Raw genomic sequence first — 26,466 nt, 5'->3', positions numbered from 1 at the left:
CGCCGCAAGCGGGTCGGCGTGGATGCCCGGGACAAGCCCGGCCATGACGGGGGTGGTTGCAACAGCGCCGCCTTTGAATTGCGGCACGAGTTCCAGCCCCCCACCGTACACGTCACTTCGCATCGGAGGCGAAGGCCACGGCGTCGCCCGCGGCGAAATCGAGGGTGACGCGGGCGCCCGCCGGCCAGCGGCCCGGGGCCTCATGGCCGGGCACGCGCACGATGACGCGTCCGCCCTTCGCAGCCGGCACATCCACCAGCACGTCCACGTGGGAGCCCTGGTAGACATGGGTCGCCACCGTGCCGGACAGCACGCCCTCGGCTTCGGCAAACCGCATGGCGTCCGGCCGCACGAACAGGTCCACGGCAGCGCCCGGCGCAAGGCCGTCCAGGGTCTGCGCGCGCACCTGCACCCGGGCCTCGCCCAGGACGACGGTGGCCATGTCCCCGAGCCGGCGTTCAAGCCGCGCCGGCAGCACGTTCACATCGCCCACGAAGGCGGCGACGAAGGGGTCGAGCGGCCGGCGATAGATTTCGTCCGGCGTGCCCACCTGGCGGATGCGCCCGTCCGACATCACCGCGATGCGGTCCGACATGGACAGCGCCTCGCTCTGGTCGTGGGTGACGAAGATGGTGGTGACCCCGAGCGTCCTCTGGATCTCCTTCAGCTCCACCTGCATGGAGCCGCGCAAATTCTTGTCGAGGGCCGAGAACGGCTCGTCCAGCAGCAGCACCTTGGGGCGGATGACGAGGGCGCGGGCGAGCGCCACGCGCTGCTGCTGGCCGCCGGAGAGCTGCCGCGGCTTGCGGTCGCCGAAGGCGGCAAGCTTCACCAGCGCCAGCGCCTCGGCCACCCGCTGCTCGATTTCCCGTTTCGGCACGCCGCGCATGCGCAGGCCATAGCCCACGTTCTTCGCCACGCTCATATGCGGGAACAGCGCGTAGTTCTGGAACACCACGCCGATCTCGCGATCATAGGGCGGCGTCTCGGTCATCAGGCTGCCGGAGACGAAGATCTCGCCGCCGTCCGCCTCCAGGAAGCCGGCGATGAGGTTCAAAAGGGTGGTCTTGCCGCAGCCGGACGGGCCGAGCAGCGTCATGAACTCGCCCTGGCCGATCTTCAGCCACGCCTCATGCAGCGCGGTGGCGTCGCCGAAGCGCTTGGTGACACCGTCGATCTGGACGCCCACCGGGCGGGTCCGGGACGCCGCGTCAGGCGGAATTGAGGACATAAAGGCGCGCTCCTGCGGATCGCGGCGTTCAGCGGGCATGCTCAACGTTCAGCACCTTTCCGAGGCCGAGAAACTGGTTGGCGAGGGTGAGGAGGCCCGCCGTCACCACGATGTAGATGACGGAGAGCGCCGCGAGCGTCGGGTCGGCATATTCGCGGACATAATTATACATGGCCACCGGCAGGGTCTGGGTCGCCTGGGCGGTGACGAACAGCGAGGCGGTGAATTCGTTGAAGGACAGGATGGCCGCGAACAGCCAGCCCGAGAACAGGCCGGGGATGAGGAGCGGCAGCGTCACCGTCCACAATGCCATGCCGGGCCTGGCACCGAGGCTCGCGGCGGCCAGTTCCAGCCGTCCGTCGAGATTGCGCAGGGACACATAGACCGAGCGCATGACAAAGGGCAGCACCAGCACCACGTGGCACACGATGACGAGGGCGAAGGTGCGCGTGGCATGCACCTGCGCGGCGAGGATGAGGAAGCCGAGGCCGATGGTGAAATGGGGGATCACCAGCGGCGAGGTCAGCATGGCCTCCAGCGTCCTCTTGCCGCGAAAGCTGTAGCGGTCGATGGCGAAGGCGAAGCCCGCCCCCACCACCAGCGCGATGGAGGAGGCGAACGCGGTGATGATGAGACCGTTCTGGAAGCCCACGGCGAAATCGCGATAGGTGAAGGCGCGCCGGAACCAGCGCAGCGACCACGACTGCGGCGGGAAGGTAAGGATGGCGCGGTCGTTGAAGGCCGAGATGGCCACCACCACCGCCGGCAGGATGATGAAGGCGACGATGAGCGCCACCACGCTCCAGCCGGCGACCTTCAGGATGCGCTCGCCCACGCGCGCGGGGATCAGACGGCGGCGCATCAGTGGGCTCCGATCTTTTCCAGCGGGCGGATGGCCTGCTTCGCCATGGCCAGCACCGCGAAGGTGAGCGCGATGCCGGTGATGGACAGCGCCGCCGCGAACGGGAAATTGAAGGAGGCAAAGCCCAGCTGATAGACGAGGGTCGAGATCATGCTCACCCGTCCGCCGCCGATCATCTGCGGCGTTGCGAAGGCGGAAAAGGTCCAGGCGAAGGCGGTGGAGACGCCCGCCACCACGCCCGGCATGGAGAGCGGCAGCGTCACCGTGAGGAACGCCTTCACCGGCCCGGCGCCGAGCGAGGTGGCCGCCTTCTCGTAGTCCACGTCGATGTGGGAGAGCGCGGCGGCGAGCATGATGACCATCACCGGCAGGGTCACGTGCACCAGCGCCACCACCACGCCGAAGGTGGTGAACATCATCTGCACCGGCCGTTCCACGAGGCCGAGGCCCATGAGGATGGAATTGATGAAGCCGGTGTTCCCCAGAACGATGATCCAGGAATAAGTCCGCACCACTTCGCCGAGGAACAGCGGCGTCACCGCCGTGATGAGCAGGAACGACTTCAGCGCCACGTTGCGCGTGCGCACCAGCGCGAAGGCCAGCGGATAGGCCACCACAAGGGTGATGAAGGCGGTGAGCAGGCAGATCCACACGGTCTGCACGAACACCTGCGCATAGAGCGGGCGCAGCAGCGCCTCGAAATTCGCCAGCGAGAAGCCGCCCGGATCGAGCGATCCCGGCACGTAGGCGCGGAACGCGTACTGCAGGATCGCCGCCAGCGCCGCCGCCGAGGCGAGGGCCGCCAGCACGGCGGGGGTGACGAACAGGGCAAGGAAAGGGCGCTTGTTCATGCCATTCGACCATTCTTGAGCCGTCCCGGCGTCCCGGCCGGGGCGGAGGGGAGAGTGGGCAGGGGACCCACCCTCCCCTCCGCGGTGATGCGATGCCCGACCACCGGTCAGGGCAGTCTGGGGGCCAGGCGTCCGCCTCACATCGCGGGCGGACGCCGAACCGCGCCCGCCATGACCGGAAAATGTCGACGACGACTTGGTGACCCCGCTCTACTTGGCGATCATGTTCTCGGAGAACCACTTGCGCCACTCGGCGGTCTTCTCCGCGCGCAGCTTGTGGTCGATGATGATGGTCTCCTTCTCCCACTGCTCGGCGGTGGTGAAGACGCCGGGAAGCTTGGCCGTCTCGGCGCTCACCTTGGCCCCCAGCACGGTGGGCGAGCCCTTCTTCAGCTCGGCGATCTGGCCCTGCACCTCGGGATCAAGCGCCGTGTTGATGAATTTCTGCGCCAGCTCCTGCTTCCTGGAGCCCTTCATGATGGCCATGGTGTCGATGCCGAGCACGCCGCCTTCCTTCGGGATCACCAGCTTGATCGGAACGCCCTGCGCGATCATGTAATAGGCATTCATCGACAGCATGATCTGGACCGGCGTTTCACCGGTGGCGATGAGCTGCTGGGAATTGGCGTCGTTGGTGTAGAAGGCCTTGAAATTCGGCTTCAGCGCCAAGAGCTTCTGCTCGCCCTTCTGCCAGTCGGCAGGCGAGCCGCCGGCCAGCAGCGCGGACACCGCGATGATGTGGCTGGGGTCGAAATCGGGGGCCGCGATCATGCCCTTCAGCTCGGGGTTCCACAGGTCGGCCCAGGACGAGAAGGTGATGTTCTTCGGCGTCAGGTCGGGCCGGTAGCCGATGGTGTAGACATAGGCCCAGGCGCCGATGTGATAGGGGCTCACCTTGGCCTGCGGCACCAGCTTCGACGCATTGGGGATCTTGGCCAGATCCAGCGTCTCGAACAGGTCGTCGGTGGCATAGAGCCAGCCCACGTGCGCCGTGGTGAAAGTGACGTCGCTTTCGGGCGCCCCCTTGGCGAGCTTCGCCTTGTTCAGCCGGTCGATGGTGCCGCCGGTGATGTATTCCACCTCCACGCCGGTTTCGGCGGTGAACTTCTTGGCGATGGTGTCGGCGATGAGGTCACGGAAGCTGCCGCCCCACGTGCTCACCACCAGCTTTTCCGCGGCGCTCGCCGGACCCGCCGCGAGGGCGGCCAGCGCGAGGCCGAGGGCAAGGAACTTGCCTTTCATCCGTGTTCTCCTCTGGATCCGCCTTTGCGGCGGTTGATTTTAGGAACCCGCCCTGCGCCATCCGGCGCGAGACATTTACGTAAATGTACGTAGAGAGGCGCAGGAAAGAAACAGGAAAATTGCCGTTTTGAAGTATTTTAGAGGCGCTTGAACGCATAAATACTTCATTTAACGCAGTCATCCCCCGCACCGATGCCGGGGCGAGGATGCGAAACCCGATCTTTCACCACGCCCTGCCCCGGCTGGTCCGGAGCCGCGACCCGGCCGCGGAAGGAATTCCCTCCGCCAAGCCGGGGGATGACGTCATTCGGAGCGCGTCATCCACATGCCGCAGCGCGCCGCCACGACGGGCCGCGCGCGTGGCCGGTACCCCTGCGCCGTCACGCCCGCTCGGCGGGGATCTCGGCGATGATGTCGATCTCCATCAGATATTCCGGCTTGGCGAGGCCCTGCACGATGAGGCCGGTGGAGACCGGATAGACCCCCTTCAGCCAGGCGCCCACCACGCGGTAGACCGGTTCGCGATAGGCCCGGTCGGTGATGTAGATGACGATCTTCACCACGTCCTCGAGCCTGGAGCCGGCCTCTTCCAGCAACACCTTGGCGCAGGCCATGGCGTTCTCGGCCTGGGCCGCGGCGTCGCCCACGCCGATGATGTTGCCGTCGAGATCCATCGCGGTCTGGCCGCGCAAATAGACCGTGTTGCCGGCGCGCACGGCCATGCATACGTCATTGTCGAGCTTCTGCTCGGGATAGGCCTGCTTGGTGTTGAACGGGCGGATGCGGGTGTGGGTGGGCACGATCAAACCCTTATGCAGCGGAGAGGCGCCGGTAGGCGCGGTTGGCATAGAGCAGCGGCTCGGCTTCGGCCTCGATGCCGTGGACCGCGGTCACCTCACCCACCACGATGCGGTGGGTGCCATAGGCATGGTGGGCGGCGAGCCGGCAATCGAAGCTCATGAGCGCGTCGGCGAGCACCGGCGCGCCGCTCGCCGCCACGTCCCAGCGGGCGGCAGCGAAGCGGTCCTCGCGCAGCTCGGGGATCTGGCCGGCAAAGGCGTCGGCGACCCGCGACTGGTGATGGGCGAGCACGTTGGCGACGAACACGCCGTTGGCCTCGATGGTCGCCAGCGCCGCGCTCTTCTCATGGATGCAAAGGATGACCGAGGGTGGCTCCATGCACAAAGAGGCCAGCGAGGAGACGGTGAGGCCCGCCCGCCCCGCCGGCCCGTCGGTGACGATCACCGCCACGCCCGACGCCATGCGCCGCATGGCCTCGCGGAACAGGGCCGGATCGATGGTGGCCGGGGCGCCGCTCATTTCAGCGAGCCCTTCACCTGGTCGGAGAGGCCGGCGGTCTTGCGCACGAAGTCCAGCGGTCCCTCGAAATCGAAGCTCTTGTAGACGGCAGCCAGGTGGTTGAAGTGCGGCGCCTGCGCGAACTGCACGAAGGCGAGGCGGTGGCCGGCATAATCGGAGGAGACGAGATCGCGGGCGAAGGCGAGCAGCTTGCGGCGGTCCTCCGATTCCCAATTGTCGTTGAGGGTGTAGAACTTCTTCAGCCAATCCGAGGTGCCCTCGGCCTCGAACGCCGCCACGTTCGGCGTCACGCAGATCTGCCCGCCGATCAGCTCGCGGGTGGCGTGCATCATGGCCGGAAGCTGCGAGCAGGCGAGCACGCGGCCGGCATAGAGGATGGACTGGTTGGGCATGAGCAGCCCCGCCGGGCTCTTCTCGGCCAGCGCGATGGAGGCGGTGAGGTGGGCGTTGATGCCCTCGCGATACACCGCAAGGTCCGCCAGCTTTTCCTGCACTGACTGCAGCTTGTCGAGGCCGGTCTGCTTGGCGTTCCACAGCGCCGCGCCGATCATCATGTCGGCCACGTAGAGCAGGCGCAGCACGTAAGGATAGGCCGAGTAGCGGTGCAGCGTGCCGCGCACGAACTGGGCCGCCTTGGTGTAGCGATAGAAGAACACGTCCTCCCAGGGGATGAGAACGTCGTCGAAGATCACCAGCGTATCCACCTCGTCATAGCGATTGGCGAGAGGATAGTCGGCCGGGTTGGTACGGCCGGCGAAGCCCGAACGGCAGATGTGCTTCACCCCCGGCGCGCCCATCTTCACGATGCAGCCGAGCGCGTAGTCGCTTTCCTTCTCGTCGGTCCAGGCGCCCACGGTGGGCTTGAGATAGGCCTGGTCCGCATAGGCGGCGGCAGTCTCGTACTTGGCGCCGCGGATGATGATGCCGGCATCCGTCTCCTTGGTGACATGCACCATCATGTCCGGGTCGCGCTCGGAGATGTGGCGGGAACGGTCGCCCTTGGGATCGGTGTTGGCGGAGACGTGGAAGGGGTCTTCCTCCACCACGCGCTTGATGTGGTTGTCGATGTTGGCGGCAAAGCGCGGGTCGATGGCCGCCAGCATGTCGCGGCCGTCCTGCAGCGACCACATCTCGCCGATGGTCTCGTCGCCGACGCGGGTGACCACCCCGCCCACGTCCTTCAAAAGGATGTCCACGCCCTGCCGCTTGGCGTGCCAGTGGTCCTGCGTGGTGGGCGGCTGGTGGAAGATGGAATGCACCGCATTGTCTTCCACATAGGTCAGGGCCGGGGCGGTGGCCTCCTCGTGGTGGAGGTCGTACATGCGCGCCTTGATGTCCACGATGGGCTTGAAGGCGGCGTGCGTGGTGACATCCTTCACCCGCTCGCCGTCGATCCAGATCTCGCGCCCGTCGCGCAGGCCGTCCTTGTAGGCGGCTCCGGTCCTGATCATCTCGCGCCTGCTCCCGAATTGGTCATGCCTAGGATTGGTGCAGAGTGTGGGGCCGGCGCCGGGATCGATAAAATATTTTCTCTGAGGCGAAAAGATCGGCTTTTATGATCCAGATCAATGCGTCAGAGTGGGGTCATCATTGGAGCCCTGTCGACGTGGTCGTGTCCGCCCCCTGCCCGCCTTCGAAATTGTCGTTTCTGTCCAGCGCTCTGGCTCGGCCGGAAGCCCGCCGGCCATGAACGTGTCCCTGCGCGCCCTGCGCTACGTGGTGGCCGCGGCCGATTGCGGCAACGTCACCGAGGCGGCACGCCAGCTCAACGTGTCCCAGCCCTCCATCTCCGCCGCCATCGCCCAGACCGAAGCGGACCTCAAGCTGCAACTGTTCGTCCGCCACCATGCGCGAGGCATCTCGCTCACCTCCGCCGGGCAGCGCTATGTGAACGAGGCGCGCCATCTTCTCGCCCACGCCCGCGACTTCGCCCAGACCGCCGAGGCGCTGGGGGACAGCCTAAGGGGGGAAATCGCGCTCGGCTGCTTCCTCACCATCGCCCCTCGCTTCATGCCGGCGCTGCTGGCGCGCTTCGCCGAGGTCCAGCCGGGCATCACGGTGAAGCTGGAGGAAGGTGACCAGCGGGAGATTCTCGACGGCCTGCTCTCCGGCCGGCTGGAGATCGCCGTGTCCTACGGCTACGCGGTGCCCGAGGAATTGTCAGGTGAACTGCTCATCGACCTGCCGCCGCTGCTGGTGGTGGCGGCCGATCATCCTTTGGCGGGCAAGAGCGTGGTCTCGCTGCAGGACGTGGCGGACGAGCCCTTCCTGCTCTACGACCTGCCCCACACCCGCGACTATTTCTTCTCCCTGTTCGATGCCGCCGGCATCACCCCGCGCATCGCCTATCGCTCGCGCTCCTATGAGCTGATCCGGGGTCTGGTGGGGCAGAAGCGCGGCTACACGCTGCACAATGCCTCGCCGCGCACCACCATGGCCTATGACGGCAGCCGGGTGGCGGTGCGGCCGCTAAAGGAGCGCCTGCCGCCGGTGAAGGTGATGCGCCTCACCCTGCGCCGCCAGCCCATGCGCCCGGCGGTGGAGGTCTTCGCCCGCTTTCTTTCGGATGCCTTCTCCCCCGGCGGCATGTTCGCCCCCGGCTCCATCGCGCCGGACATGGATGAGCGGAGCCGCGACCACCTGGCGTAAATGTCCCAAGGGATGTCGGAACGCCCGCCGGCATTCGTCCTTGGGGGGATGCCGGCCGCCACGGCCAGCGCAAACCAGGGAGAGCGATATGCGCGTGATGGTGATCGTGAAGGCGACGGCCGACAGCGAGGCGGGCCTCATGCCCTCGTCCGAATTGCTGGAGGCCATGGGCCGGTTTAACGAGGAGTTGGCCAATGCGGGCATCATGCTGTCCGGCGACGGCCTGAAGCCGTCGTCCCATGGCAAGCGCATCGCCTTCGACGGCCCGGGCCGCATGGTCATGGACGGCCCCTTCGCCGCGACCAAGGAGCTGATCGCCGGCTTTTGGCTATGGGAGGTCAAGGACATGGAGGAGGCGGTGGCCTGGGTGAAGCGCTGCCCCAACCCCATGCCCGGCCCCAGCGAGATCGAGATCCGCCCGCTCTACGAGATGGACGATTTCGGCGATGCCGTGACCCCCGAGGCGGTGGCGCCCCACGAGCGCGCCGCAGAGGTCATCGCCAAGCGCTGAGTGGACCGCCGGCAGCGCGAGGGGACGCCTCCCCTCGCGCCTTCAATACCCGCGTCTGGGGTCCACCTGGTTCAGGACGGGCTCGCCCGCCTCGATGCGGCGGATATTCTCCACGATCTGGGGCGCGGCGGTGCGCGGGATGGCGATGGAGGCGAGGTGCGGCGTCACCAGCACGTTGTCCATGGCCCAGAGCGGGCTTCCGACAGGCAGCGGCTCCACCTCGAACACGTCGAGGGTGGCCTCAGCGATGTGGCCTGAGCGCAGCGCCGCGATCAGCGCCGCCTCGTCCACCACCGGCCCCCTGGCCACATTGATGAACTTGGCGCCCCTGGGCAGATGCGCGAGGCGCTCGGCGTTCATGAGCCCGCGCGTCTCAGGCGTCAGCGGCAGCATCACCACCACGATTTCGCTGCCTGCGAGAAAGCCGGGCAGTGCTTCAAGGCCGTGGAAGCACGAAACGCCCTCCAGCGCCTTGGGAGTGCGCGACCATCCCCGCACGTCAAAGCCGTGCCGTGCCAGTTCCAGCGCAGCCGCCGCGCCCAGGTCCCCGAGGCCCAGCACGCCCACGCGGATCTCGGCCGCCGTGCGCGGATGCACATAGTGCCAGCGCCCCTCGCGCTGCGCCCGCTCGAAGGTGGGGATGTCGCGGGCGTGGCGCAGCACGCAGAACAGCACGAACGACGCCATCATCTGCGACATGTTGGGGTCGCTGAGACGGGTGACCGGCACGTCCGGCAGGTCATCCCGCGCCACCAGGGCATCCACCCCGGCGCCGAGATTGATGACGAGCTTCAGGTTGGGGAAGCGCGCGAAGAAGCCGTGGGGCGGCTTCCAAACCAGCGCATAGCGCACCTCCTCCGGATCGCCCTCCACATGGCCGTCCCCCGCCCGCGCGATCCGCACGTCGAGGCCGGGATGGGCGGCCTGAAGGGCGCTCTTCCAGTCCTGGCCGATGTCCACGGCGCTGTAGAACACCAGCGCCCCGCTCGCCTGCTCGTTCACTTCTGCGCCCCTTCCGCCTGCGCCAGCTTCGCCGCCGCGCTGATGGCGAGTTCGTAGCCCAGCGCGCCGAGCCCCGCCACGATCCCCGTCGCCGCCTTGGAGACGAATGAATGGTGCCGGAACGGCTCGCGCCGGTACACATTGCTCATGTGCGCCTCGATGATGGGTTTGGGGAAGGCCAGCAGCGCGTCGAGGATGGCGATGGACGTATAGGTGAGACCCGCCGCGTTGATGACGATGGCGTCCGCCTTCGCCCGCGCCTCCTGGATCCAGTCCACCATCACGCCCTCATGGTTGGACTGGCGGAAATCGAGGGTGACACCCAGTCCTGCCGCATGGGCCTGGCAGCGCGCCTCGATGGCCGGGAAGCTCTCGCTGCCATAGGTGCCGGACGGGTCGAGGCCATAGAGGTTCGCGTTCGGCCCGTTGATGAAGAAGATCGTGGTTGCCACCGCTGGTGTCCTGTTTTCTGAAAGGCGAGTTTGGCGAGCGAATTTGGACCATCTGGCGCACTGTCACCGGCCCGACGGCCCCCGGCCAATCGAAAGTTGGGATGGCGGGCATCGGCTTTCCTGATTTTGTGCGCCGCGCGTCGACGGCCGGCGGAACCAGAGCGCAACCGTGGCGTTCTCAGATTCGAAGCCGCGCCGGAAGAATAATCGGATCATGTCAGCTGAACGTCTCGCGCCAAGTACGGTCGCAGCCGCACGAACGGTGTTGCTGGTCGAGGACGATGCCCTCGTCAGGCTGGTCACAGCGGGCGAGTTGCGGGATGCCGGCCTCACCGTCATCGAGGCGGCCTCGGCGCAAGAGGCCTATGATGCCATCGTCGCCGGCCTGCATGTAGACGTTGTGTTCACCGACGTGCGCACCGAAGGCACGCTGGATGGCTACGAGCTGGCCCGCATGCTGAAGGCGGAGCGCCCCGGCCTGGCGGTCATCCTCACCTCCGGACATCTGGACGGTTCGGTCGCGGCCCTGGTCGCGCCCTTCCTCGCCAAGCCCTACAGCGTGGAAACCGTGATCCAGCTCATCCAAGCCCAGTTCGCCAACGAGGCCTCCTGATGCCGCAAGCCGAAGCACGTCAGCCCGCCCCGACAATCCTGGTGGTGGAGACCGACATCCTCGTGCGCCACGTCATTGCCGACTACCTGCGCGGCTGCGGCTACCGGGTGCTGGAGGCGGCAACCGGCGAGGAAGCCGGCCTGATCCTGGATGTGGAAGCCGAGGGCATCGACATTGTGCTCGCTGATGCTGCCGCGACCGGTGACCGGGAAGGCTTCGCGCTGGCGCGCTGGCTGCGGGAGACCTATCCCCACATAGACGTGGTGCTGGCCGGCTCGCCCGCCATGGCCGCCGCCCAGGCCACCGACCTGTGCGAGGACGGCCCGGCCGTCGACAAGCCGTACCAGCCCCAGCAACTGGCCGACCGCATCCGCTGGCTCATGGCGCGCCGCGGACGCAACCGCTGACGGCGCAGCCCGTTCGGGGCGATCGGGGCCGTCACTTCAGCATGTAGCGCACACCGAAGCGCAACTGGTGGGCAATGGCATCGCTCACCGCGAACACCCCCGCAGACGACGGCGAACCGAGGTCCAGGTAGCGGTAGCTCACATCCAGGCTGAGGTCGGAGCTGAGCGCGTAGGACACCCCCGCCCCCGCCGACCACACAAACTGCCAGTCGTTCACCGCCGGGCCAAAGGCCGCCGGGGCCACATCGAGCGAATTGATGGAAAAGCCGGCGCCGGCGCTGAGATAGGGCGTGAAGCCGGCGACGGTGATCACGTCCCAGTACAGGCTCGCCAGCGCCACCGTCGCGTTGGACGACATATGGGCGATGCCGTTCCGGGCCGTGCCGAGATCGAGATAGTCGAGGCTCACCTCGCCGCGCAGCACCGGCAGGAAGCGGTATCCAATTCCACCGCCCACCGACCAGCCCGAGCCAGAAAGATCACCCACCGCAGGGACACCGGCACTGGTGACGCGGCCACCAGTGGAGGCCACATAGCCGGCATCCGCCCGCATGTACCAGCCGGAGGGGGCATCGTCGGACACCTCGGGCGGGGCGAGGGAGAAATCGCCGGGGCGGCCGAGCTTGGCCAGCATGTCGGCGGCCTCCGGATCAGCCGCCTGCGCCACCGTTCCGGCTGACAGGAAGACCATCGCCGCCGCGCCGGCGAAACCACAACGCCCCGCACTCCAAAACCGCACCATCGCTTGAACCCGTGCCAAGATCTGCTTTCGCAGACCCTCGCACGGCAAGCTTTAAGGCCGGATTAACCCTGACGAACGGTTAAGCCGCGCTCAGGCGGCGACCTTCTGGAGCACGTCGATGACGTCGTCGACCACGTTCTCCACCAGGTCGCGATCGTCGCCCTCACCCATCACGCGAATGACCGGCTCGGTGCCCGAGGGGCGGATGAGCAGGCGGCCGTGATTGGCGAGGCGGCGCTCCGCATCGGCGATCACGATCTTCACCTTCTCGTCCTCCAGCGGCCGGCCGCTGGCATAGCGCACGTTCTTGAGGATCTGCGGCAGCGGATCGAAGCGATGGCACACCTCGGACACCGGCTTGCCCCGGCGCGCCACCACGGCGAGAACCTGCAGCGCGGCCACGAGGCCGTCCCCGGTGGTGGAATAGTCCGACAGGATGATGTGGCCGGACTGCTCGCCGCCCACATTGTAGCCGTCCGCGCGCATGCGCTCGAGCACATAGCGGTCGCCCACGGCGGTGCGGGCGAGCGAGATGCCCTCCCCCGCCAGATGCCGCTCCAGGCCCAGATTGGACATGACGGTGGCCACCAGACCGCTGCGGGCGAGGCGGCCGTCTTCCTTGAAGCTCTCGGCCACCACCGCCATCAGCTGGTCGCCGTCCACCACGTGGCCCTTCTCGTCCACGATGATCACCCGGTCGGCGTCGCCGTCGAGGGCGATGCCGATATCCGCGCGCACTTCCCGCACCTTGGCGGAGAGCGCGGCGGGCGAGGTGGAGCCCACGTCGCGGTTGATGTTCATGCCATCGGGCTCGACGCCGATGGAGACCACGTCCGCCCCCAGCTCCCACAGAGCTTCGGGGGCGACCTTGTAGCCGGCGCCATTGGCGCAATCCACCACCACGCGGATACCGTCGAAGGTCTGGTCCCGCGGCAGGGTGCGCTTGGCATATTCGATATAGCGGGCGTGCACGCCTTCCAGCCGCTTGGCCCGGCCGATCTCGGCGGGCTTGGCGAGGCGCTTGGCCATGTCCTCGTCGATCAGCTCCTCGATCTCCCGCTCCACCTCGTCGGAGAGCTTGAAGCCGTCGGGGCCGAACAGCTTGATGCCATTGTCGTCGAATGGATTATGCGAGGCGGAGATCATCACGCCGAGGTCGGCGCGCATGGAGCGGGTGAGCATGCCCACCGCCGGGGTCGGCACCGGGCCGAGCAGCAGCACGTCCATGCCCACCGACGTGAAGCCGGCCACCAGGGCATTCTCGATCATGTAGCCGGACAGGCGGGTGTCCTTGCCGATGACCACGCGGTGGCGATATTCGCCCCGCTGGAAGATCAGCCCCGCCGCCATGCCGACCCGAAGCGCCAGATCGGCCGTCAGCGTTGCGTTGGCGCGCCCGCGCACACCGTCCGTTCCGAAATATCTGCGCGACATGTTCCCTCTTGCTCCACGCTGGCGCGAGCACTGATTCCACAGGGGTTTACCTGCCATAGCATCCTTGGGGCGGGCCGCATCATCACTTCTGGTGACGCGCGCGTAACGAAGCCCGGCTTCGCCGCCCCCGGGATAACTGCCCCCGATCCGGTGTTCTCTACGGCTACAAAAGTGTCAAAAACAAAGCCTTGGCCGCAACGGGAAGATACGCCGCCTTATACAGCCTAGCCGCCAGGGACGAACACAGGGTTAAGGCGAAGATTGCGCCGGCCCCTCGCCCAATGCTACGGCTCCGCCGATTCTTTGCGGAGATTGCCCCTCGTGACCTCAAGCGCCCTCGACGTTCTCGCCATCGGCAACGCCATCGTCGATGTCCTCTCCCGCGCCGAGGAGGATGTCCTGGCCCGCCACGGCATGGTCAAGGGCGGCATGGCCCTCATCGACGAGGCGCGGGCGGAACAGGTCTACGCCGCCATGGGGCCGGGCACCGAAGCCTCCGGCGGCTCGGCGGCCAATACGGCGGCGGGCATCGCCTCCCTCGGCGGGCGCGCCGGCTTCGTCGGCCGGGTGAAGGCGGACACGCTGGGCACCGTCTTTGGCCACGATATCCGCGCGGCCGGGGTCGCCTATGCCACGACGGCCGCCACCGACGGCCCCGCCACCGCGCGCTGCCTGATCCTGGTGACGCCGGACGGCGAGCGCACCATGAACACCTATCTCGGTGCCGCCCAGCACCTCACCACCGCCGACATCCACGCGGGCGAGGTGGAAAGCGCCGCCGTCACCTATCTGGAAGGCTATCTGTGGGACCCGCCGCCCGCCAAGAACGCCTTCCTTGCCGCCGCCCAGATCGCCCACGGCGCCGGGCGCAAGGTGGCCCTCACCCTTTCCGACGCCTTCTGCGTGGACCGCTATCGCGCCGAGTTCCGGGACCTCATCCAGGGCGGCACGGTCGACCTCGTCTTCTGCAACGAGGGCGAGCTGAAGTCGCTCTACGAGACCGCCGATTTTGATGCCGCCATCGTGGCCCTGCGCCGCGACGCGAAGGAAGCGGTGGTGACGCGCTCGGAGAAGGGCGCCTCCTTCGTCACCTCCGGCGCGGTGGTGAGCGTGCCGGCCCATCCGGTGGCAAAGGTGGTGGACACCACGGGTGCCGGCGATCTCTTCGCCGCCGGCTTCCTCACCGGCTATACGCGCGGGCTGGACCCGGCTACCTCGCTTCGCCTCGGCGCGCTGGCGGCGGGGGAGATCATCGGCCAGATGGGCGCACGGCCCCAGCGTCCCCTCCTCGACCTCGCCCGCGAGGCCGGCCTCCTGTCGTGAGCGATTTGCCGGCCGCGCCCGACGCGACGGATGCGGCCGGCCGGGCGCTCGCCGCCATCGACAGCCGCGCCCCGCTCCTCATGGTGCTGGGCGGCGCCGGCACCGGAAAGACCACCTTCCTGCACGCCTTGCGCAAGACCCCGCGCGGGCGGCAGGTGTTCCTGGCCCCCACCGGCGTCGCGGCGCTCCAGGCCGGCGGGCAGACCATCCATTCCTTCTTCGGCATCCCGCCGCGCCTGCTCAACCCCGACGAGGTGAAGCCGCGGGTGCAGGTGCGCCGCCTGCTCAAGAAACTCGACCGGGTGGTGATCGACGAAGTGTCCATGGTCCGCGCCGACCTCATGGACGCCATCGACATTTCGCTGCGCATCGCCCGCGACACCTCCGAGCCGTTCGGCGGGGTGCAGATGGTGCTGGTGGGCGATTTCCTGCAACTGCCCCCGGTGGTGCCCATGGCCGAGCAGGAGATGCTGGGCCGGATGGGCTATGAAGGCCCCTTCGCCTTCAATGCCAAGGCCCTGGCCGACCGCGAGCCGGTCGGCGTGCCGTTCACCCATGTGCACAGGCAGACCGACCGCGCCTTTATCGCCATGCTGGACGCCATCCGGCGCGGGCGCGGCGCGCGGGAGGCGGCGGAGGCCCTGAACGCGGCCTGCGTGCGCCCCCATCGCGACGGCGCCCTTCCCGTTCTGCTCACCCCCACCAATGCCCGCGCCGATGCCTACAACGCCCGTGGCCTTGCCACCCTGTCGGACGCAGGCCGCGAATTCTCCGGCCTTTTGAAGGGCGAGTTCGGGCTGGAGGGCGACCGCCTGCCGGTGGCGGAGCGGCTGGTGCTGAAGCGCGGCGCGCGGGTGATGGCCCTGCGCAACGATCCGGCCCGGCGCTGGGTCAACGGCTCGGTGGGCACGGTGGTGGGGCTGGGCGAGAATTCCGCCATGGTGAAGCTGGACGCCGGGCCGGTGGTGGAGATCGAATCCTTCACCTGGGAGCGCATCCGCTACGGCTGGGACGAGCCGGGCGGCCGCATCGAGGCGCAGGTGGTGGGCACCTACACCCAGCTTCCCCTCGCCCCCGCCTGGGCGCTGACCATGCACAAGGCGCAGGGCCTGACACTGGAAGACGTGCGCATCGATTTCGGCGACGGCGCCTTCGCCCCGGGCCAGGCCTATGTGGCCCTCTCGCGGGCGCGGTCTTTGGAGGGCCTGTCGCTGGTGCGGCCGATCCGCGGGCAGGACGTGCGGGTGGACCGGCGCGTGGTGGGTTTCATGGAGCGGTTTGAGGGGTGAGCGGGACGGCTATCGTCACAACAACAGCTTGACCGCGTGGGATCATACACTTTGTAATCTGATAATGAGTCGCGCAAATCATGACGGCAGGTCAGCACGCAGCTGTTCGGGCCGCCGAGGAGAACGCAGTGCAGGACAGCGAAGAAAAATTGAATCGAGACCAATCACTGATGTGCCTCGGCCGCCACGATGCAGTCGCCTTATTTTTATTGTATTTTGTCACACTTTGCCTCGGTCTATATTATTTAATTACCTTAATGGTAAAAATAAATGAAATAAATATTCCAGACGAATATCATATTGTTTCAATTTTAATAACATCATCCTTGTGCGGCTCTTCTATTTTTTACGCAAGGAAACTATATAAAGCTGGCATTAATAACGATTACAATTTTTATCCATCGGAATTCAACGTCAGCAGAATATCTACTATTGCATTTTTCATAATTAGAATACCGACAGCTTGCATTTTTTCAATTGTTATTTATTCGCTATGGAGACTGACGCTATCTATATCAATTAATGAGCCTTTTAAAGCATCTAGTTCGTCAATGTATTTGTTTGTTTCGATGGGTTTTTTTTCTGGATTCTCTGCCGGTAAGATTGTTTCATACTTTGAGAGAGATGGAATTCATCTCATTCAAACGGGAGGTCGGTCCGATGGCTAGAGCTGAAACCACCCGCCTTATTATTGAACTAGAACGTCTTGCGGGTAAAATATTGGAGCTTAAACGAAGAGTCCGACCGCGAAGGCCGATTGTAATTGAGTTTTCAGGATCCCCGAAAGCAGGAAAAACATCGGCGCTAAATTCGCTCGACATCTTCCTACGCCGCAACGGATTCAGAACGCGCATCTTAACTGAAAGAGCAAGCGTATGCCCGATTCCGAATAAATTTGATCCCGTTTTTAACGTATGGACAGGCTGCGCCGCACTCAATCAACTTCTAGACACAATATCAAATAGCGCGCTTAAAATAGATGTAATAATAATGGACAGAGGATTTTTTGATGCACTATGTTGGTTTGAGTGGCAAAATCAACATGGCCTACTTCGATCGGAAGATTACAAAAGTTTTACAAACTTTTTTCTGTCTCCGCGCTTTCGAATGATGATCGACCTAGTCGTTGCATTTGACGCATCTCCAGAGACCTCTATCGAGCGGGAATACCGTAACTTGCTGACTCGCAAGGAAGGAAGTGTAATGCGCAAAGATGTGCTAGCCTCCTATCGAACTACGGTCCGTGATTGCCTCTCGAAATATGGAATGATGTTCCGACAAGTCACCACATCGAGTACCGACAAAAAAACACAAGATGAAGTTGGATACGAAATAACAAAATTAACACTCGACAAATTAAGAGCTCTAGCCGACGAAAAGGTCGGATACATACCAATTGAAAAAATGCCAAAATCGCTCGAAACAGTATTCGAATATAAATCAATCAACAATACCATACAATCACATTTATCGTTCAGCGATAGGGACTCTGTCGAAACAGATAAATCATTACTTCAGATAATTCCGATTGCCGTTATAAAACAAAAGTCGGAACTGAGATTTATAGTTGGAAGAAAATCTGAAAAAGCTGTTTCTGCAAAATCTCCCGAGAGAAAGCGAATTCTAGGCTGGTTTGGTGGGCACATTCGCGAAGAGGACTCCAATTTTTTGGTCAGCGATCAAAAAATGGATATACTTAAGCAATGCCTATATCGGGAAGTTAAAGAGGAAATCGGGATAGATATAAATCCAGCAGGCAATAATCCAAAATGTATTTGGGTCCGCGATGGCACAAGATCAGAAAATCATCTTGCCGTTGTTTTCGTTATAGAGTGCGACCTCAATAATACTCAAGTCACAGTTGATGGGGAGGAGTTGGTTCGATACGAAAAGAAACGAGTCACCGGAACTGGCGCAATACTGTCCGCGAGAGAGATATTGAACAATGAACAACCAGACAGTTGGACTGAAATTATATTAAAGAATATATTTAGCTATGATACGCAAGACGAAACAAGCCAAGCTAAACTGATCTAAGCTGATACGCTATGCTCTCAGACGGAGTCCGCACAGCCGCACCCCTCAAGCCTCCGCCCAGCGCTCCGACCGGAACGCCACGGCAATCGCCTGCGCCCGCGCCGTCGCCAGGTCGTCGCCCTCAAGCCCCTCCGCGTCCACCGCCGCGCAGGCGGTGCGGGCGGCGAGGAGGAGGTCGACCTTGGGGTGGGTGTCGCCCACCTTGTCGCCGTAGCCGAAGTAATCGCAGGTGGAGACCAGCAACAGCTTGGCGAACAGCTCCGGATCGCGGAAGGCGCCGGTGCGCTCCAGCATGGCGGCCACCGGACCGGCGCGGATGGGCGAGACGCGCCCCACCCGCTCGCATTCCTGAAGCGCCAGCAGGGCAAGGTCGCGGCACACGTCCGGCAGGGCGAAGCGGTCGCAGATGACGTGGATGCGGGGCAGGCCGCGCTCCATGTGGCGGTAATGCACCGGCAGGTGCTCGCGCGGGGAATCCGACTTGCCCGCATGCATCACCAGAAGCGCGAACCGCACCTCCAGCGGCGCGTTGCGCCGGGCCGCCTCGGTCAGGGAATTGAGGATCAGCACGCCGAGGTCGATCTCGTCCGCCGTATCGGTGATGTGCGGCACGCCGAACAGGGAGGACACCTCCGGCAGCACGATCTCCAGCACCCCGCATTCGCGCAGGGCCTTCACCATGGCGGCGGGGGCCGGGGCCATCAGCCCGCGCTCCAGCTCCGGCCACATGCGGACGGGGTCGAGAGCGTCGAGCGCGCCCACCTCCATCTGCTCGAACATGAGGTCGAGGGTGTCCTCATCCGCCCGCGCGTCCTGGGGGCTGCCCTCGGCGATGAGGGCGGCAAGGCGCAGCAGCGCGAGACCGGGATGGGTCTCGATCATGTCCTCGATGCGGAAGGGGGGCGTCTCGTCCATCCGGGAATAGGACCACCACCCCCGGCGCGATGGCAAGCCCATGAATAAGGCATGCCTAATACTTGAGCGATCAAGGCCGGTCCGGCCTCACACCGGGATGCGCACAGTGGCCCGCAGCCCGCCCATGGGACTGTCGGCGAGGATCACCTCCCCGCCGTGGGCGCGGGCGATGTCGCGGGCGATGGAGAGGCCGAGGCCCGAGCCGCCGTCATCCTGATTGCGCGCATCGTCGAGCCGCAGGAAGGGGCGGAACACCTCCTCGCGCTTTTCTTCCGGAATGCCCGGCCCGTCGTCGTCCACGCTCACCATCAGCCAGCGGGCGTCGCGGGTGCCGGTGATGGCGACGCGGGAGGCGTGGCGCACCGCATTGTTCACGAGATTGCCCACGCAGCGCTTAAGCTGGTCGCCCTTCACCTCCACCAAAGGCGGGCCCATGAAGCTGGCTTCGGCGATGGCGCCGTCGCGTTCGGCATTGAGGCGCAGGTCCTCCACCAGCGCCGCCATGTCGGTGAGCACGGCCTGCTCGCCGGGATCGCCACGGGCGAAGGCGAGATAGGCCTCCAGCATGCCCTGGAGCTCGTCCACGTCCTTCTTCAGCGCCTCGGTCTCCGGCCCCTCCCCCAGGAAGGCCAGCTCCAGCTTGAAGCGGGTGAGGATGGTGCGCATGTCGTGGGAAACGCCGGCGAGCATGGTGGTGCGCTGCTCGATCTGCCGCTCGATGCGCCGCTTCATCTCCAGGAAGGCGATGGCCGCGCGCCGCACCTCGCGGGCGCCGCGCGGGCGGAAATTCTCCACGTCCCGCCCCTTGCCGAAGGCCTCGGCGGCATCGGCCAGGTTCTCGATGGGGCGGATCTGGTTGCGCAGGAACAGGATGGCCACCGTCAACAAAACCAGAGATGTCCCCACCATCCACAGGATGAAGATGTGCGAGTTGGAGGCATAGGCGGCGTTGCGCGGGGCGAAGATGCGCAAAACCGCGTCGTCCATCTTGATGCGCACCTCGATGAGGTTGGAGCGCCCCACCGTGTCGATCCACACCGGCTGCTGGATACGGCGGCCGATCTCCCGCGACAGGGAACTGTCGAGCACCGAGAAGAAGGGCTTAGGCCCCGGCGGCGGCAGCGGGTCCGGCGGCAGCACGGTGACGTTCAGGGCAAGGTTGCGCCAGGCGACGCGGCGCAGCTCGGTGAAGTCCCGGTCTTTGGGCAAAAGGTCGTAGAGCGCCACCACCGCCGAGATATCCTGGCTGACGGCTGCGGACAGGCGGCGCGTGACGGTATTGTAGTGGCGCTCCATGAAGACGAAGGCCACCACCGACTGCAGGATCACCATGGGGGTGACGATGATGAGCAGCGAGCGCGGATAAAGCCCCTTTGGCGTCACCCGGTTGAACCAGGCGGCAAAGCGCGTGTTGGCGTCCCTCAGCCAGCCGCCGAGCAGGCGCAGTCCCGACGGCCCGCTTTCGGCCACGCTCAAGGCGTCACCACCAGGCGATAGCCGATGCCGCGCACCGTCTGCAGGAACACCGGATTGGCCGGGTCCCGCTCCAGCTTGCGGCGCAGGCGGTTCACCTGCACGTCCACCGCTCGCTCGCTCGCCGCCCCGCCGCCGGCGAGCGCCAGGCGCGGCACGGTCTCGCCCGGCGCTTCCGCGAGCGCGCGCAGCATGTCGCGCTCGCGCTCGGTAATGCGCACGATCTCGGTGTTGCGGGTCAGTTCGCCCCGCTCCAAGTGGAAGGCGAACTCGCCGAAGCGCACGCTCTCGATGGCCTTCTGCGCCGGCGGCAGCGCCCGCTTCAGAATGGAGCCGATGCGCAGCAGCAGCTCGCGCGGCTCGAACGGCTTGGCGAGATAATCGTCCACGCCCGCTTCCAGCCCGGTGATGCGGTCTGAGGTCTCCGAGCGGGCGGTGAGCATCAGGATCGGCACGGCGGACGAGCGCCGCAGGTCGCGGGCAAGATCGAGCCCGCTCTCCCCCGGCATCATCACGTCGAGCACCAAAAGGTCGAAGGCGAGCCCGTCCAGCCGCCCGCGCGCCTCGGCGGCATTGGCGGCGGTGGTCACCCGGTAGCCGTGCTCGGTGAGGAAGCGCGACAGCAAGGTGCGGATCCGGTTGTCGTCGTCCACCACAAGAAGATGCGGCGCGTCGTCGGCGAGGGGCATGGGGGCGGGCGCAGCAGCGGCATCAGACATGGGGGCGCTCGCAGGTCACAATCCAGATCACGGTCACGGTGTCGGCAGGGTTCTCCGCTCGGGCGTCCGGCGGAACCACCCGGCGCGCCGTCACGCCGGCCGGGCCCGTGCCGCACGGTCGGCGCGTTCGATGAGGCGCTCCACCGCGGCGCGATCCTCGGGGTCGATCATGGCGAGAAGAAAGCGCTGCACCGCCTCCCGGCCGTCCGGCCCGCTCGCCTCCAGCGCCGTGGCCATGCGCCGGCTCTGGAGGCCGACGAACTGGCGGGCCAGGGCCTCTCCCTTGGCGGTGGGAAACAGGAGGCGCTGGCGGCGGTCGGACGACCCCGCCCGGCTTTCCACGAACCCTTCGTCCACCAGCTCGCGCAGCACCCGGCCAAGGCTCTGCTTGGTGATGCGCAGGATATCGAGCAGGTCGGTCACCCGCATGCCGGGGTGCCGGTTCACGAAATGGACAACGCGATGATGCGCCCGGCCGAAGCCGATGGGCGCCAGGATCTGGTCCGGATCGCCGACAAAGTCCCTGTAGGCGAAGAACAAAAGCTCGATGAAATCCACCAGCGGCAGGGCCGCCGCGCCATCCTCCACCGCCGTGGCAGCGTGAGCAGGTGCGGGGTCCATGAGAGAATTTATGTCAGCCATGTTGACTTTTTCGTTCTGTTCGTTACTTAAAGAGCCAGTTCTACGAAATGATCGGTCGCCCACCCTCTACACAAGGTTCGATCATTTCGTGGCTTTGCCGGCTTCTTGAGCAGGCGTAAAGATATCCCCATGCGGCATCGCTGAAAAGCGGCGGTTGTAGCGGGGAGAAGCCGCGCGGACGACGCGGTTGGAAAAAGGAGTTCGAGATCATGAGCGCGCAGGGTGTCCCCTTCGACCAACGTGACGGCTGGATCTGGTACGACGGCGTGTTCGTGCCGTGGGCCGATGCCAAGCTGCACGTGCTGTCCCATGGCCTGCACTACGGCAGCACCGTGTTCGAGGGCGAGCGCGCCTACGGCGGCACGATCTTCAAGAGCGCAGAGCATTCCGAGCGCCTGCGCCTGTCCGCCGAGATGCTGGACTTCACCATCCCCTACACCATCGGCGAGATCGACGCGGCCAAGAAGGCGACCCTCGAGAAGAACAACCTCGTGGATGCCTACGTCCGCCCCGTCGCCTGGCGTGGCAGCGAGATGATGGGCGTCGCCGCCCAGAAGAACACCATCCACCTCGCCATCGGCGTGTGGGAGTGGCCGAGCTATTTCGATCCCGAGCAGCGCCAGAAGGGCCTCAGGCTCGACCTCTCGGAATGGCGCCGGCCCGATCCCGCCACCATCCCCTGCAAGGCGAAGGCGGCCGGTCTCTACATGATCTGCACCATCTCCAAGCACCGAGCCGAGCGCCGCGGCTTCGCCGACGCGCTGATGCTCGACTATCGCGGCTATGTGGCCGAGTGCACCGGCGCCAACGTCTTCTTCGTGAAGGACGGCGTCATCCACACGCCCACGCCGGACTGCTTCCTCGACGGCCTTACCCGCCGCACGGTGATCGACATCGCCCGCCGCCACGGCATGGAGGTGGTGGAGCGCCACATCAAGCCGGAGGAGCTGTCTGCCTTCACCGAATGCTTCATCACCGGCACCGCCGCTGAGGTGACCCCGGTGGGCTCCATCGCCGACTGGCACTTCGCTCCCTCGGGCATCACCCATCAGCTGATGGATTCCTACACCGCCGAGGTGCGCCCGAAGCAGCAGGCCGCCTGACACGGCCTTCGCATCGAAATGAAAAAGGGCGTCGCTTGCGCGGCGCCCTTTTTCTTTGCGCCGGGGGCTGGAACGCCCGCAGCGAAGCCTTCCCGTCACTGAAACGTCATCCCCCGCCACAAGGTGTTGACGCTCCAGCCGAAGCACGCCACACCTTGCGCGTGAACGCGCACCCCAGAAACTCCCTCCTCCACGCCGGCCTGCGCCGTCTCGAAAGCGTGCCCGTCATCGGGCCCCTGCTCGCCTCGGTGAGCGGCATGGAACGGGCGACCCTGGCCATTCTCGGCTTCGTCGCCACCGCCTTCTATGTCTTCGTGAAAGTGGCCGACGAGGTGCTGGAAGGCGCCACCGGCCAGTTGGACCGGGGCATCCTCCTCGCCCTGCGCAACCCCACCGACCCGTCCGACCCCATCGGTCCGCCGTGGCTTGAGGAGGCCATGCGGGACTTCACGGCGCTCGGCGGAACCAGCGTGCTCACCCTGCTCACCATCCTGGTGGCCGTCTTCCTCATCATGACGCGCAAGCGCCATGCGGCCTGGCTGGTGCTGCTTTCGGTGGCGGGCGGCACCGCGCTGTCGCAGATCCTGAAATGGGGATTCGACCGCCCCCGGCCGGACCTCGTGCCCCACGGCATGGCGGTCTACAGCCAGAGCTTTCCCTCCGGCCATGCCATGCTCTCGGCGGTGGTCTACCTGACGCTCGGAGCGCTTCTGGCGCGCACCCAGGCGCGGACGCGCGTGAAGGTATTCTTCCTGGGCTCGGCGGCGGCGCTCACCGTCATCGTCGGCATCAGCCGCATCTATCTCGGCGTGCACTGGCCCACCGACGTGCTCGGCGGCTGGGCCCTGGGCGCGGCCTGGGCCTGCTCCTGCTGGCTGCTGATGCTATGGCTGCAGCGCCGTGGCGAGGTGGAAGGCGAGAGCGAGGGCAATGGGATGGATGCCCGCGCCCGTGCCGACCGGATTGCATCGCAAGCCGATCGGTAAGACGCGCTCTTCCAGATTTGGTCAGAGTTTGGCCTTGGCCTCAGTCGAACAGGCTGGAGACCGATTCTTCGTGGGCCGTGCGGGCGATGGCCTCGCCGATGAGGGTGGCGATGGAGAGCACGCGGATGTTGCGGGCCACCCGCACCGCCTCGGTGGGCTGGATCGAATCGGTGATCACCAGTTCCTTGAGCTTGGACGCGGTGATGCGCGCCACCGCCCCGCCCGACAGCACACCATGGGTGATGTAGGCGTGCACTTCCTTGGCGCCGCGGGCCAGCAGCGCCTCGGCCGCGTTCACCAGTGTGCCACCCGAATCGACGATGTCGTCCACCAGGATGCAGGAGCGGCCTTCCACATTGCCGATGACGTTCATCACCTCGCTCTCGCCGGGGCGCTCGCGGCGCTTGTCGACGATGGCGAGCTGGGCGTCGATGCGCTTGGCCAGCGCCCGGGCGCGGACCACGCCGCCCACGTCCGGCGAAACCACCATGACGTTGGAGAGGTCGAACCGCTCCTTGATGTCGCGCACCATCACCGGGGCCGAATAGAGATTGTCGGTGGGGATGTCGAAGAAGCCCTGGATCTGGCCTGCATGCAGGTCCAGCGTCATCACCCGGTCGGCGCCGGCATGGGTGATGAGGTTGGCCACCAGCTTGGCGGAGATCGGCGTGCGCGGGCCGGGCTTGCGGTCCTGCCGGGCGTAGCCGAAATAGGGCAGCACCGCCGTGATGCGCTTGGACGAGGCCCGCCGCAGCGCATCGATGATGATGAGCAGCTCCATCAGGTGGTCGTTCGCCGGAAAGGCCGTGGACTGCACCACGAACACATCCTGCCCGCGCACGTTTTCCTGGATCTCGACGAAGATTTCCATGTCCGCGAAGCGTCGCACCACCGCCTTGGTCAGCGGGGTGGCGAGATAAGCGGCGATGGCTTCAGCGAGCGCGCGGTTTGAGTTGCCCGCGACGAGCTTCATGGGACCGTTCTCCGCTGACATGGGTCGCTCCGCCCCGGTCCGGCCGGGAGCTGATCGAAAGCTTGAGGCGTTCTGATAGGCGGGCCGTCACAATCTTGTAAAGGCCCCAAGGCATCGGCGAATGCGCCGGTACCGTGCCGGATCGGCAGGAATCCGCCGCGCGAGGGCGGGGGCAGGCCTGCGCAGCCTTGGAGGAAAAGGATTTCCGGGCGATGTGGCCGCCTGTGGCGCGCCGGTGTCAGTTGCCGGCGTATGCCAGGGCTGCGGAAGGCGCAGAGAGCGCGGCGACGGGCACACCCGTGGGATCGCGCGGGGCCGGCTCGGCGGCGGGAGACTCGGCAGCCGGAGCCTCGGCGGGAGCGGAAGCCGCGACAGCCGTCGCCGGTTGGGACACCGCCTGCGGCGCGCCGCCGACCCCGAGGGTCTCGGCGAGGCTCGCCATGGAGCGGTTGGCGACGCGGGAAAGCACCGCGTCGTCGCAGGCCGCCCAGCCGTTGGTGAGGCCGCCCTTCACCCTGCCGGCAGGCTCCTCGCCGGCGACGCGGGCGACGCGGGTCTGGTTCTGGTCGTACACGTCCCAGGCGTAGGAGACGGTGGCCTTGCCCTTGTCCACGTGCAGGGCGAGGTAACCCTTCACGCGATAAGCCGCACTGGTGCTGCGGGAGACTACGGCGACCTTGCGGTCCTGCGCCTCGCTGGAGAGCTGGCCCACCAGCTTGTCGAAGGTGGCGGGGGGCGGGCCGTCGATGGTGTCGAAGGCGAGGGCGCGATTGCCTGAGGAGGCCATGCCGGAGCCGTCGGTCTGGCAGGCGCCCAGCGCGATGCACAGGGAGAGGCCGGCAACGCGTGCCAGGGTCCGGGACCGGCTGGCGGAAAAGACGAACGGCCGGTGCGCACGCACCTCCGGAACGGCTTCTGCCTCGTATCCCCGCATGGTGGCTCCCGGTGCTTGTCGCGTCACCGAAGGCGTAGCGGGAAACGGGGGCCGGGTCCAGAAAAACGGTTAAGCCGCGGTTAACGGAAGCGCGAAATCCAGCAAACTCAAGGGAAGGCGCCCCCCGGACGGGCCCCGTCCAGGCACCGAGAAAGTTCTAAGCTTTGGTAAAGATCGCCGCCCCGCCCTTATTTCAGCGACTGGAGCAGGCCGAGCAGGCGCATGGAGCCTTCCGGCCATGGCCCGTAGCCGGCGTCCGCATTGATATGGCCGGCATCGCCCGCATCGACGAGGGCGGAGCCCCAGTCGAGGGCGAACCCCTCCGCCCGCGCGTAGCTGCAATAGGGGTCGGTGCGGCTCGCCACCAGCACGGAGGGAAAGGGTAGCGGCGCCGTCGGCATGGGGCCGAAGTTCGCCACCATCGGGTCGAGTTCGGCCACATCAAGATCGGGAGGCGCCACCAGGAAGGCGCCCCTCACCTTCCCCACCGGCAGAAGCGGCGCGGCATGGAGCAGGGTCGGCACGCCGAGGGAATGGGCGACCACCACCACCGGCTTGTCAGCCGCCGCAACCGCCGCGGCGAGGCGGCGCGGCCAGTCCTCCCGGTCGGGCCGGTCCCAGTTCGCCTGCTCCACCCGGCGGGCGGAGGACAGGCTGCGCTCCCACCGGCTCTGCCAGTGGTCGGGGCCCGAGCCCTGCCAGCCGGGCACGATGAGAAGGGTGGCATCGGTGGAGCGCATGCGGTCAGTCCGGGCA

28 protein-coding genes are annotated in these 26,466 nt (G+C 65.9%); 10 read left to right on the top strand and 18 right to left on the bottom strand.

Features of this window, described 5'->3' with window-relative positions; all coding sequences use genetic code 11:
* Positions 1–112 precede the first annotated feature (112 nt).
* The 7 genes from V5F66_RS18960 to V5F66_RS18930 form a co-directional block, all read right to left on the bottom strand.
* Positions 113–1,231, bottom strand: a complete 1,119-nt coding sequence (locus V5F66_RS18960; RefSeq protein ID WP_394053858.1) for an ABC transporter ATP-binding protein — start codon at positions 1,229–1,231, stop codon at positions 113–115.
* Between the two features lie 28 nt (positions 1,232–1,259).
* Entirely contained in the window at positions 1,260–2,093 is an 834-nt protein-coding gene (locus V5F66_RS18955) for an ABC transporter permease (protein WP_394053859.1), read from the bottom strand.
* The gene (locus tag V5F66_RS18950) at positions 2,093–2,944 is read right to left on the bottom strand and encodes an ABC transporter permease (protein ID WP_012114599.1); all 852 of its coding nucleotides are present in this window, start codon (positions 2,942–2,944) and stop codon (positions 2,093–2,095) included. The genes V5F66_RS18955 and V5F66_RS18950 overlap by 1 nt, the downstream gene beginning before the upstream one ends.
* A gap of 210 nt (positions 2,945–3,154) precedes the next feature.
* Positions 3,155–4,186, bottom strand: a complete 1,032-nt coding sequence (locus V5F66_RS18945; RefSeq protein WP_394094498.1) for an ABC transporter substrate-binding protein — start codon at positions 4,184–4,186, stop codon at positions 3,155–3,157.
* 380 nt (positions 4,187–4,566) lie between these two features.
* On the bottom strand, positions 4,567–4,986 hold the full coding sequence (locus V5F66_RS18940) for a RidA family protein (protein ID WP_394094497.1): 420 nt from the start codon (positions 4,984–4,986) through the stop codon (positions 4,567–4,569).
* A gap of 10 nt (positions 4,987–4,996) precedes the next feature.
* Positions 4,997–5,506, bottom strand: coding sequence for a flavin reductase family protein (locus V5F66_RS18935; RefSeq protein WP_394094496.1), 510 nt, complete (start codon positions 5,504–5,506; stop codon positions 4,997–4,999).
* A complete protein-coding gene (locus tag V5F66_RS18930) occupies positions 5,503–6,957 on the bottom strand; it encodes a 4-hydroxyphenylacetate 3-hydroxylase family protein (protein ID WP_394007770.1) in 1,455 nt (484 codons plus the stop codon). The genes V5F66_RS18935 and V5F66_RS18930 overlap by 4 nt, the downstream gene beginning before the upstream one ends.
* A 235-nt stretch (positions 6,958–7,192) precedes the next feature.
* On the opposite strand from V5F66_RS18930, the gene V5F66_RS18925 reads away from it, so the two are divergent.
* Both V5F66_RS18925 and V5F66_RS18920 read left to right on the top strand, forming a co-directional pair.
* Positions 7,193–8,155: a LysR substrate-binding domain-containing protein gene (locus V5F66_RS18925; protein WP_394094495.1), complete on the top strand. Its 963-nt coding sequence runs from the start codon at positions 7,193–7,195 to the stop codon at positions 8,153–8,155.
* 88 nt (positions 8,156–8,243) lie between these two features.
* Positions 8,244–8,666: a YciI family protein gene (locus tag V5F66_RS18920; RefSeq protein WP_394094494.1), complete on the top strand. Its 423-nt coding sequence runs from the start codon at positions 8,244–8,246 to the stop codon at positions 8,664–8,666.
* Positions 8,667–8,708: 42 nt separating this feature from the next.
* On the opposite strand, the gene V5F66_RS18915 is transcribed toward V5F66_RS18920, so the two are convergent.
* Together V5F66_RS18915 and V5F66_RS18910 are read right to left on the bottom strand one after the other, a co-directional pair.
* Positions 8,709–9,668, bottom strand: coding sequence for a 2-hydroxyacid dehydrogenase (locus V5F66_RS18915; RefSeq protein ID WP_012114592.1), 960 nt, complete (start codon positions 9,666–9,668; stop codon positions 8,709–8,711).
* Positions 9,665–10,120 (bottom strand): type II 3-dehydroquinate dehydratase, encoded by a 456-nt coding sequence (locus V5F66_RS18910; protein WP_394001511.1) that lies wholly within the window; start codon positions 10,118–10,120, stop codon positions 9,665–9,667. Before V5F66_RS18910 ends, V5F66_RS18915 begins: the two co-directional genes overlap by 4 nt.
* A 214-nt stretch (positions 10,121–10,334) precedes the next feature.
* Between V5F66_RS18910 and V5F66_RS18905 the strand changes: the two genes are divergently transcribed.
* Positions 10,335–10,733, top strand: coding sequence for a response regulator (locus V5F66_RS18905; RefSeq protein ID WP_012114590.1), 399 nt, complete (start codon positions 10,335–10,337; stop codon positions 10,731–10,733).
* Entirely contained in the window at positions 10,733–11,140 is a 408-nt protein-coding gene (locus V5F66_RS18900) for a response regulator transcription factor (RefSeq protein WP_394007776.1), read from the top strand. The genes V5F66_RS18905 and V5F66_RS18900 overlap by 1 nt, the downstream gene beginning before the upstream one ends.
* Positions 11,141–11,171: 31 nt before the next feature.
* Here V5F66_RS18900 and V5F66_RS18895 read toward each other — a convergent pair whose 3' ends face one another.
* Positions 11,172–11,831 carry an outer membrane protein gene (locus V5F66_RS18895; RefSeq protein WP_394094493.1) on the bottom strand — a complete coding sequence of 220 codons (660 nt, stop codon included), beginning with the start codon at positions 11,829–11,831 and terminating at the stop codon, positions 11,172–11,174.
* Between the two features lie 141 nt (positions 11,832–11,972).
* A complete protein-coding gene (gene glmM, locus V5F66_RS18890; protein ID WP_394001505.1) occupies positions 11,973–13,316 on the bottom strand; it encodes a phosphoglucosamine mutase in 1,344 nt (447 codons plus the stop codon).
* A gap of 321 nt (positions 13,317–13,637) precedes the next feature.
* Between glmM and V5F66_RS18885 the strand changes: the two genes are divergently transcribed.
* The 4 genes from V5F66_RS18885 (at position 13,638) to V5F66_RS18870 (ending at position 17,965) form a co-directional block, all read left to right on the top strand.
* On the top strand, positions 13,638–14,639 hold the full coding sequence (locus tag V5F66_RS18885; RefSeq protein WP_394007779.1) for an adenosine kinase: 1,002 nt from the start codon (positions 13,638–13,640) through the stop codon (positions 14,637–14,639).
* Complete coding sequence (locus tag V5F66_RS18880; protein ID WP_394094492.1) at positions 14,636–15,928, top strand: ATP-dependent DNA helicase; 1,293 nt, start codon at positions 14,636–14,638, stop codon at positions 15,926–15,928. The genes V5F66_RS18885 and V5F66_RS18880 overlap by 4 nt, the downstream gene beginning before the upstream one ends.
* Before the next feature lie 80 nt (positions 15,929–16,008).
* Complete coding sequence (locus V5F66_RS18875) at positions 16,009–16,596, top strand: hypothetical protein (RefSeq protein ID WP_394094491.1); 588 nt, start codon at positions 16,009–16,011, stop codon at positions 16,594–16,596.
* A complete protein-coding gene (locus V5F66_RS18870) occupies positions 16,589–17,965 on the top strand; it encodes an NUDIX hydrolase (RefSeq protein WP_394094490.1) in 1,377 nt (458 codons plus the stop codon). Before V5F66_RS18875 ends, V5F66_RS18870 begins: the two co-directional genes overlap by 8 nt.
* Positions 17,966–18,010: 45 nt before the next feature.
* Here the strand turns inward: V5F66_RS18870 and V5F66_RS18865 are convergent, their stop codons facing one another.
* From V5F66_RS18865 to V5F66_RS18850, 4 genes are all read right to left on the bottom strand, one after another.
* The gene (locus tag V5F66_RS18865; protein ID WP_394094489.1) at positions 18,011–18,880 is read right to left on the bottom strand and encodes a tRNA nucleotidyltransferase; all 870 of its coding nucleotides are present in this window, start codon (positions 18,878–18,880) and stop codon (positions 18,011–18,013) included.
* 87 nt (positions 18,881–18,967) lie between these two features.
* Positions 18,968–20,356, bottom strand: coding sequence for an ATP-binding protein (locus V5F66_RS18860; protein ID WP_041575520.1), 1,389 nt, complete (start codon positions 20,354–20,356; stop codon positions 18,968–18,970).
* On the bottom strand, positions 20,353–21,072 hold the full coding sequence (locus tag V5F66_RS18855; RefSeq protein WP_012114578.1) for a response regulator: 720 nt from the start codon (positions 21,070–21,072) through the stop codon (positions 20,353–20,355). Before V5F66_RS18855 ends, V5F66_RS18860 begins: the two co-directional genes overlap by 4 nt.
* Before the next feature lie 90 nt (positions 21,073–21,162).
* Positions 21,163–21,714 carry a MarR family winged helix-turn-helix transcriptional regulator gene (locus V5F66_RS18850; protein WP_012114577.1) on the bottom strand — a complete coding sequence of 184 codons (552 nt, stop codon included), beginning with the start codon at positions 21,712–21,714 and terminating at the stop codon, positions 21,163–21,165.
* 209 nt (positions 21,715–21,923) lie between these two features.
* Here V5F66_RS18850 and V5F66_RS18845 point away from each other — a divergent pair, with 209 nt between their 5' ends.
* Positions 21,924–22,817 (top strand): branched-chain amino acid aminotransferase, encoded by an 894-nt coding sequence (locus tag V5F66_RS18845; protein ID WP_394094488.1) that lies wholly within the window; start codon positions 21,924–21,926, stop codon positions 22,815–22,817.
* Positions 22,818–22,978: 161 nt separating this feature from the next.
* A complete protein-coding gene (locus tag V5F66_RS18840; RefSeq protein WP_394094514.1) occupies positions 22,979–23,803 on the top strand; it encodes a phosphatase PAP2 family protein in 825 nt (274 codons plus the stop codon).
* 40 nt (positions 23,804–23,843) lie between these two features.
* Here V5F66_RS18840 and V5F66_RS18835 read toward each other — a convergent pair whose 3' ends face one another.
* The 3 genes from V5F66_RS18835 to V5F66_RS18825 all read right to left on the bottom strand — a co-directional run bounded on the left by V5F66_RS18835 (position 23,844) and on the right by V5F66_RS18825 (position 26,450).
* Positions 23,844–24,797, bottom strand: coding sequence for a ribose-phosphate pyrophosphokinase (locus tag V5F66_RS18835; RefSeq protein WP_394001489.1), 954 nt, complete (start codon positions 24,795–24,797; stop codon positions 23,844–23,846).
* 217 nt (positions 24,798–25,014) lie between these two features.
* The gene (locus V5F66_RS18830) at positions 25,015–25,710 is read right to left on the bottom strand and encodes a hypothetical protein (RefSeq protein WP_394094487.1); all 696 of its coding nucleotides are present in this window, start codon (positions 25,708–25,710) and stop codon (positions 25,015–25,017) included.
* 188 nt (positions 25,711–25,898) lie between these two features.
* Positions 25,899–26,450 carry an RBBP9/YdeN family alpha/beta hydrolase gene (locus V5F66_RS18825; protein WP_012114571.1) on the bottom strand — a complete coding sequence of 184 codons (552 nt, stop codon included), beginning with the start codon at positions 26,448–26,450 and terminating at the stop codon, positions 25,899–25,901.
* Positions 26,451–26,466: the final 16 nt, after the last annotated feature.

The organism is Xanthobacter versatilis (genome assembly GCF_043193975.1).
In the GTDB taxonomy this organism is placed as follows: Bacteria; Pseudomonadota; Alphaproteobacteria; order Rhizobiales; family Xanthobacteraceae; genus Xanthobacter; species Xanthobacter autotrophicus_E.
Note: the sequence above shows the minus strand (reverse complement) of the source record. Positions and strands in the feature narration are given on the sequence as shown.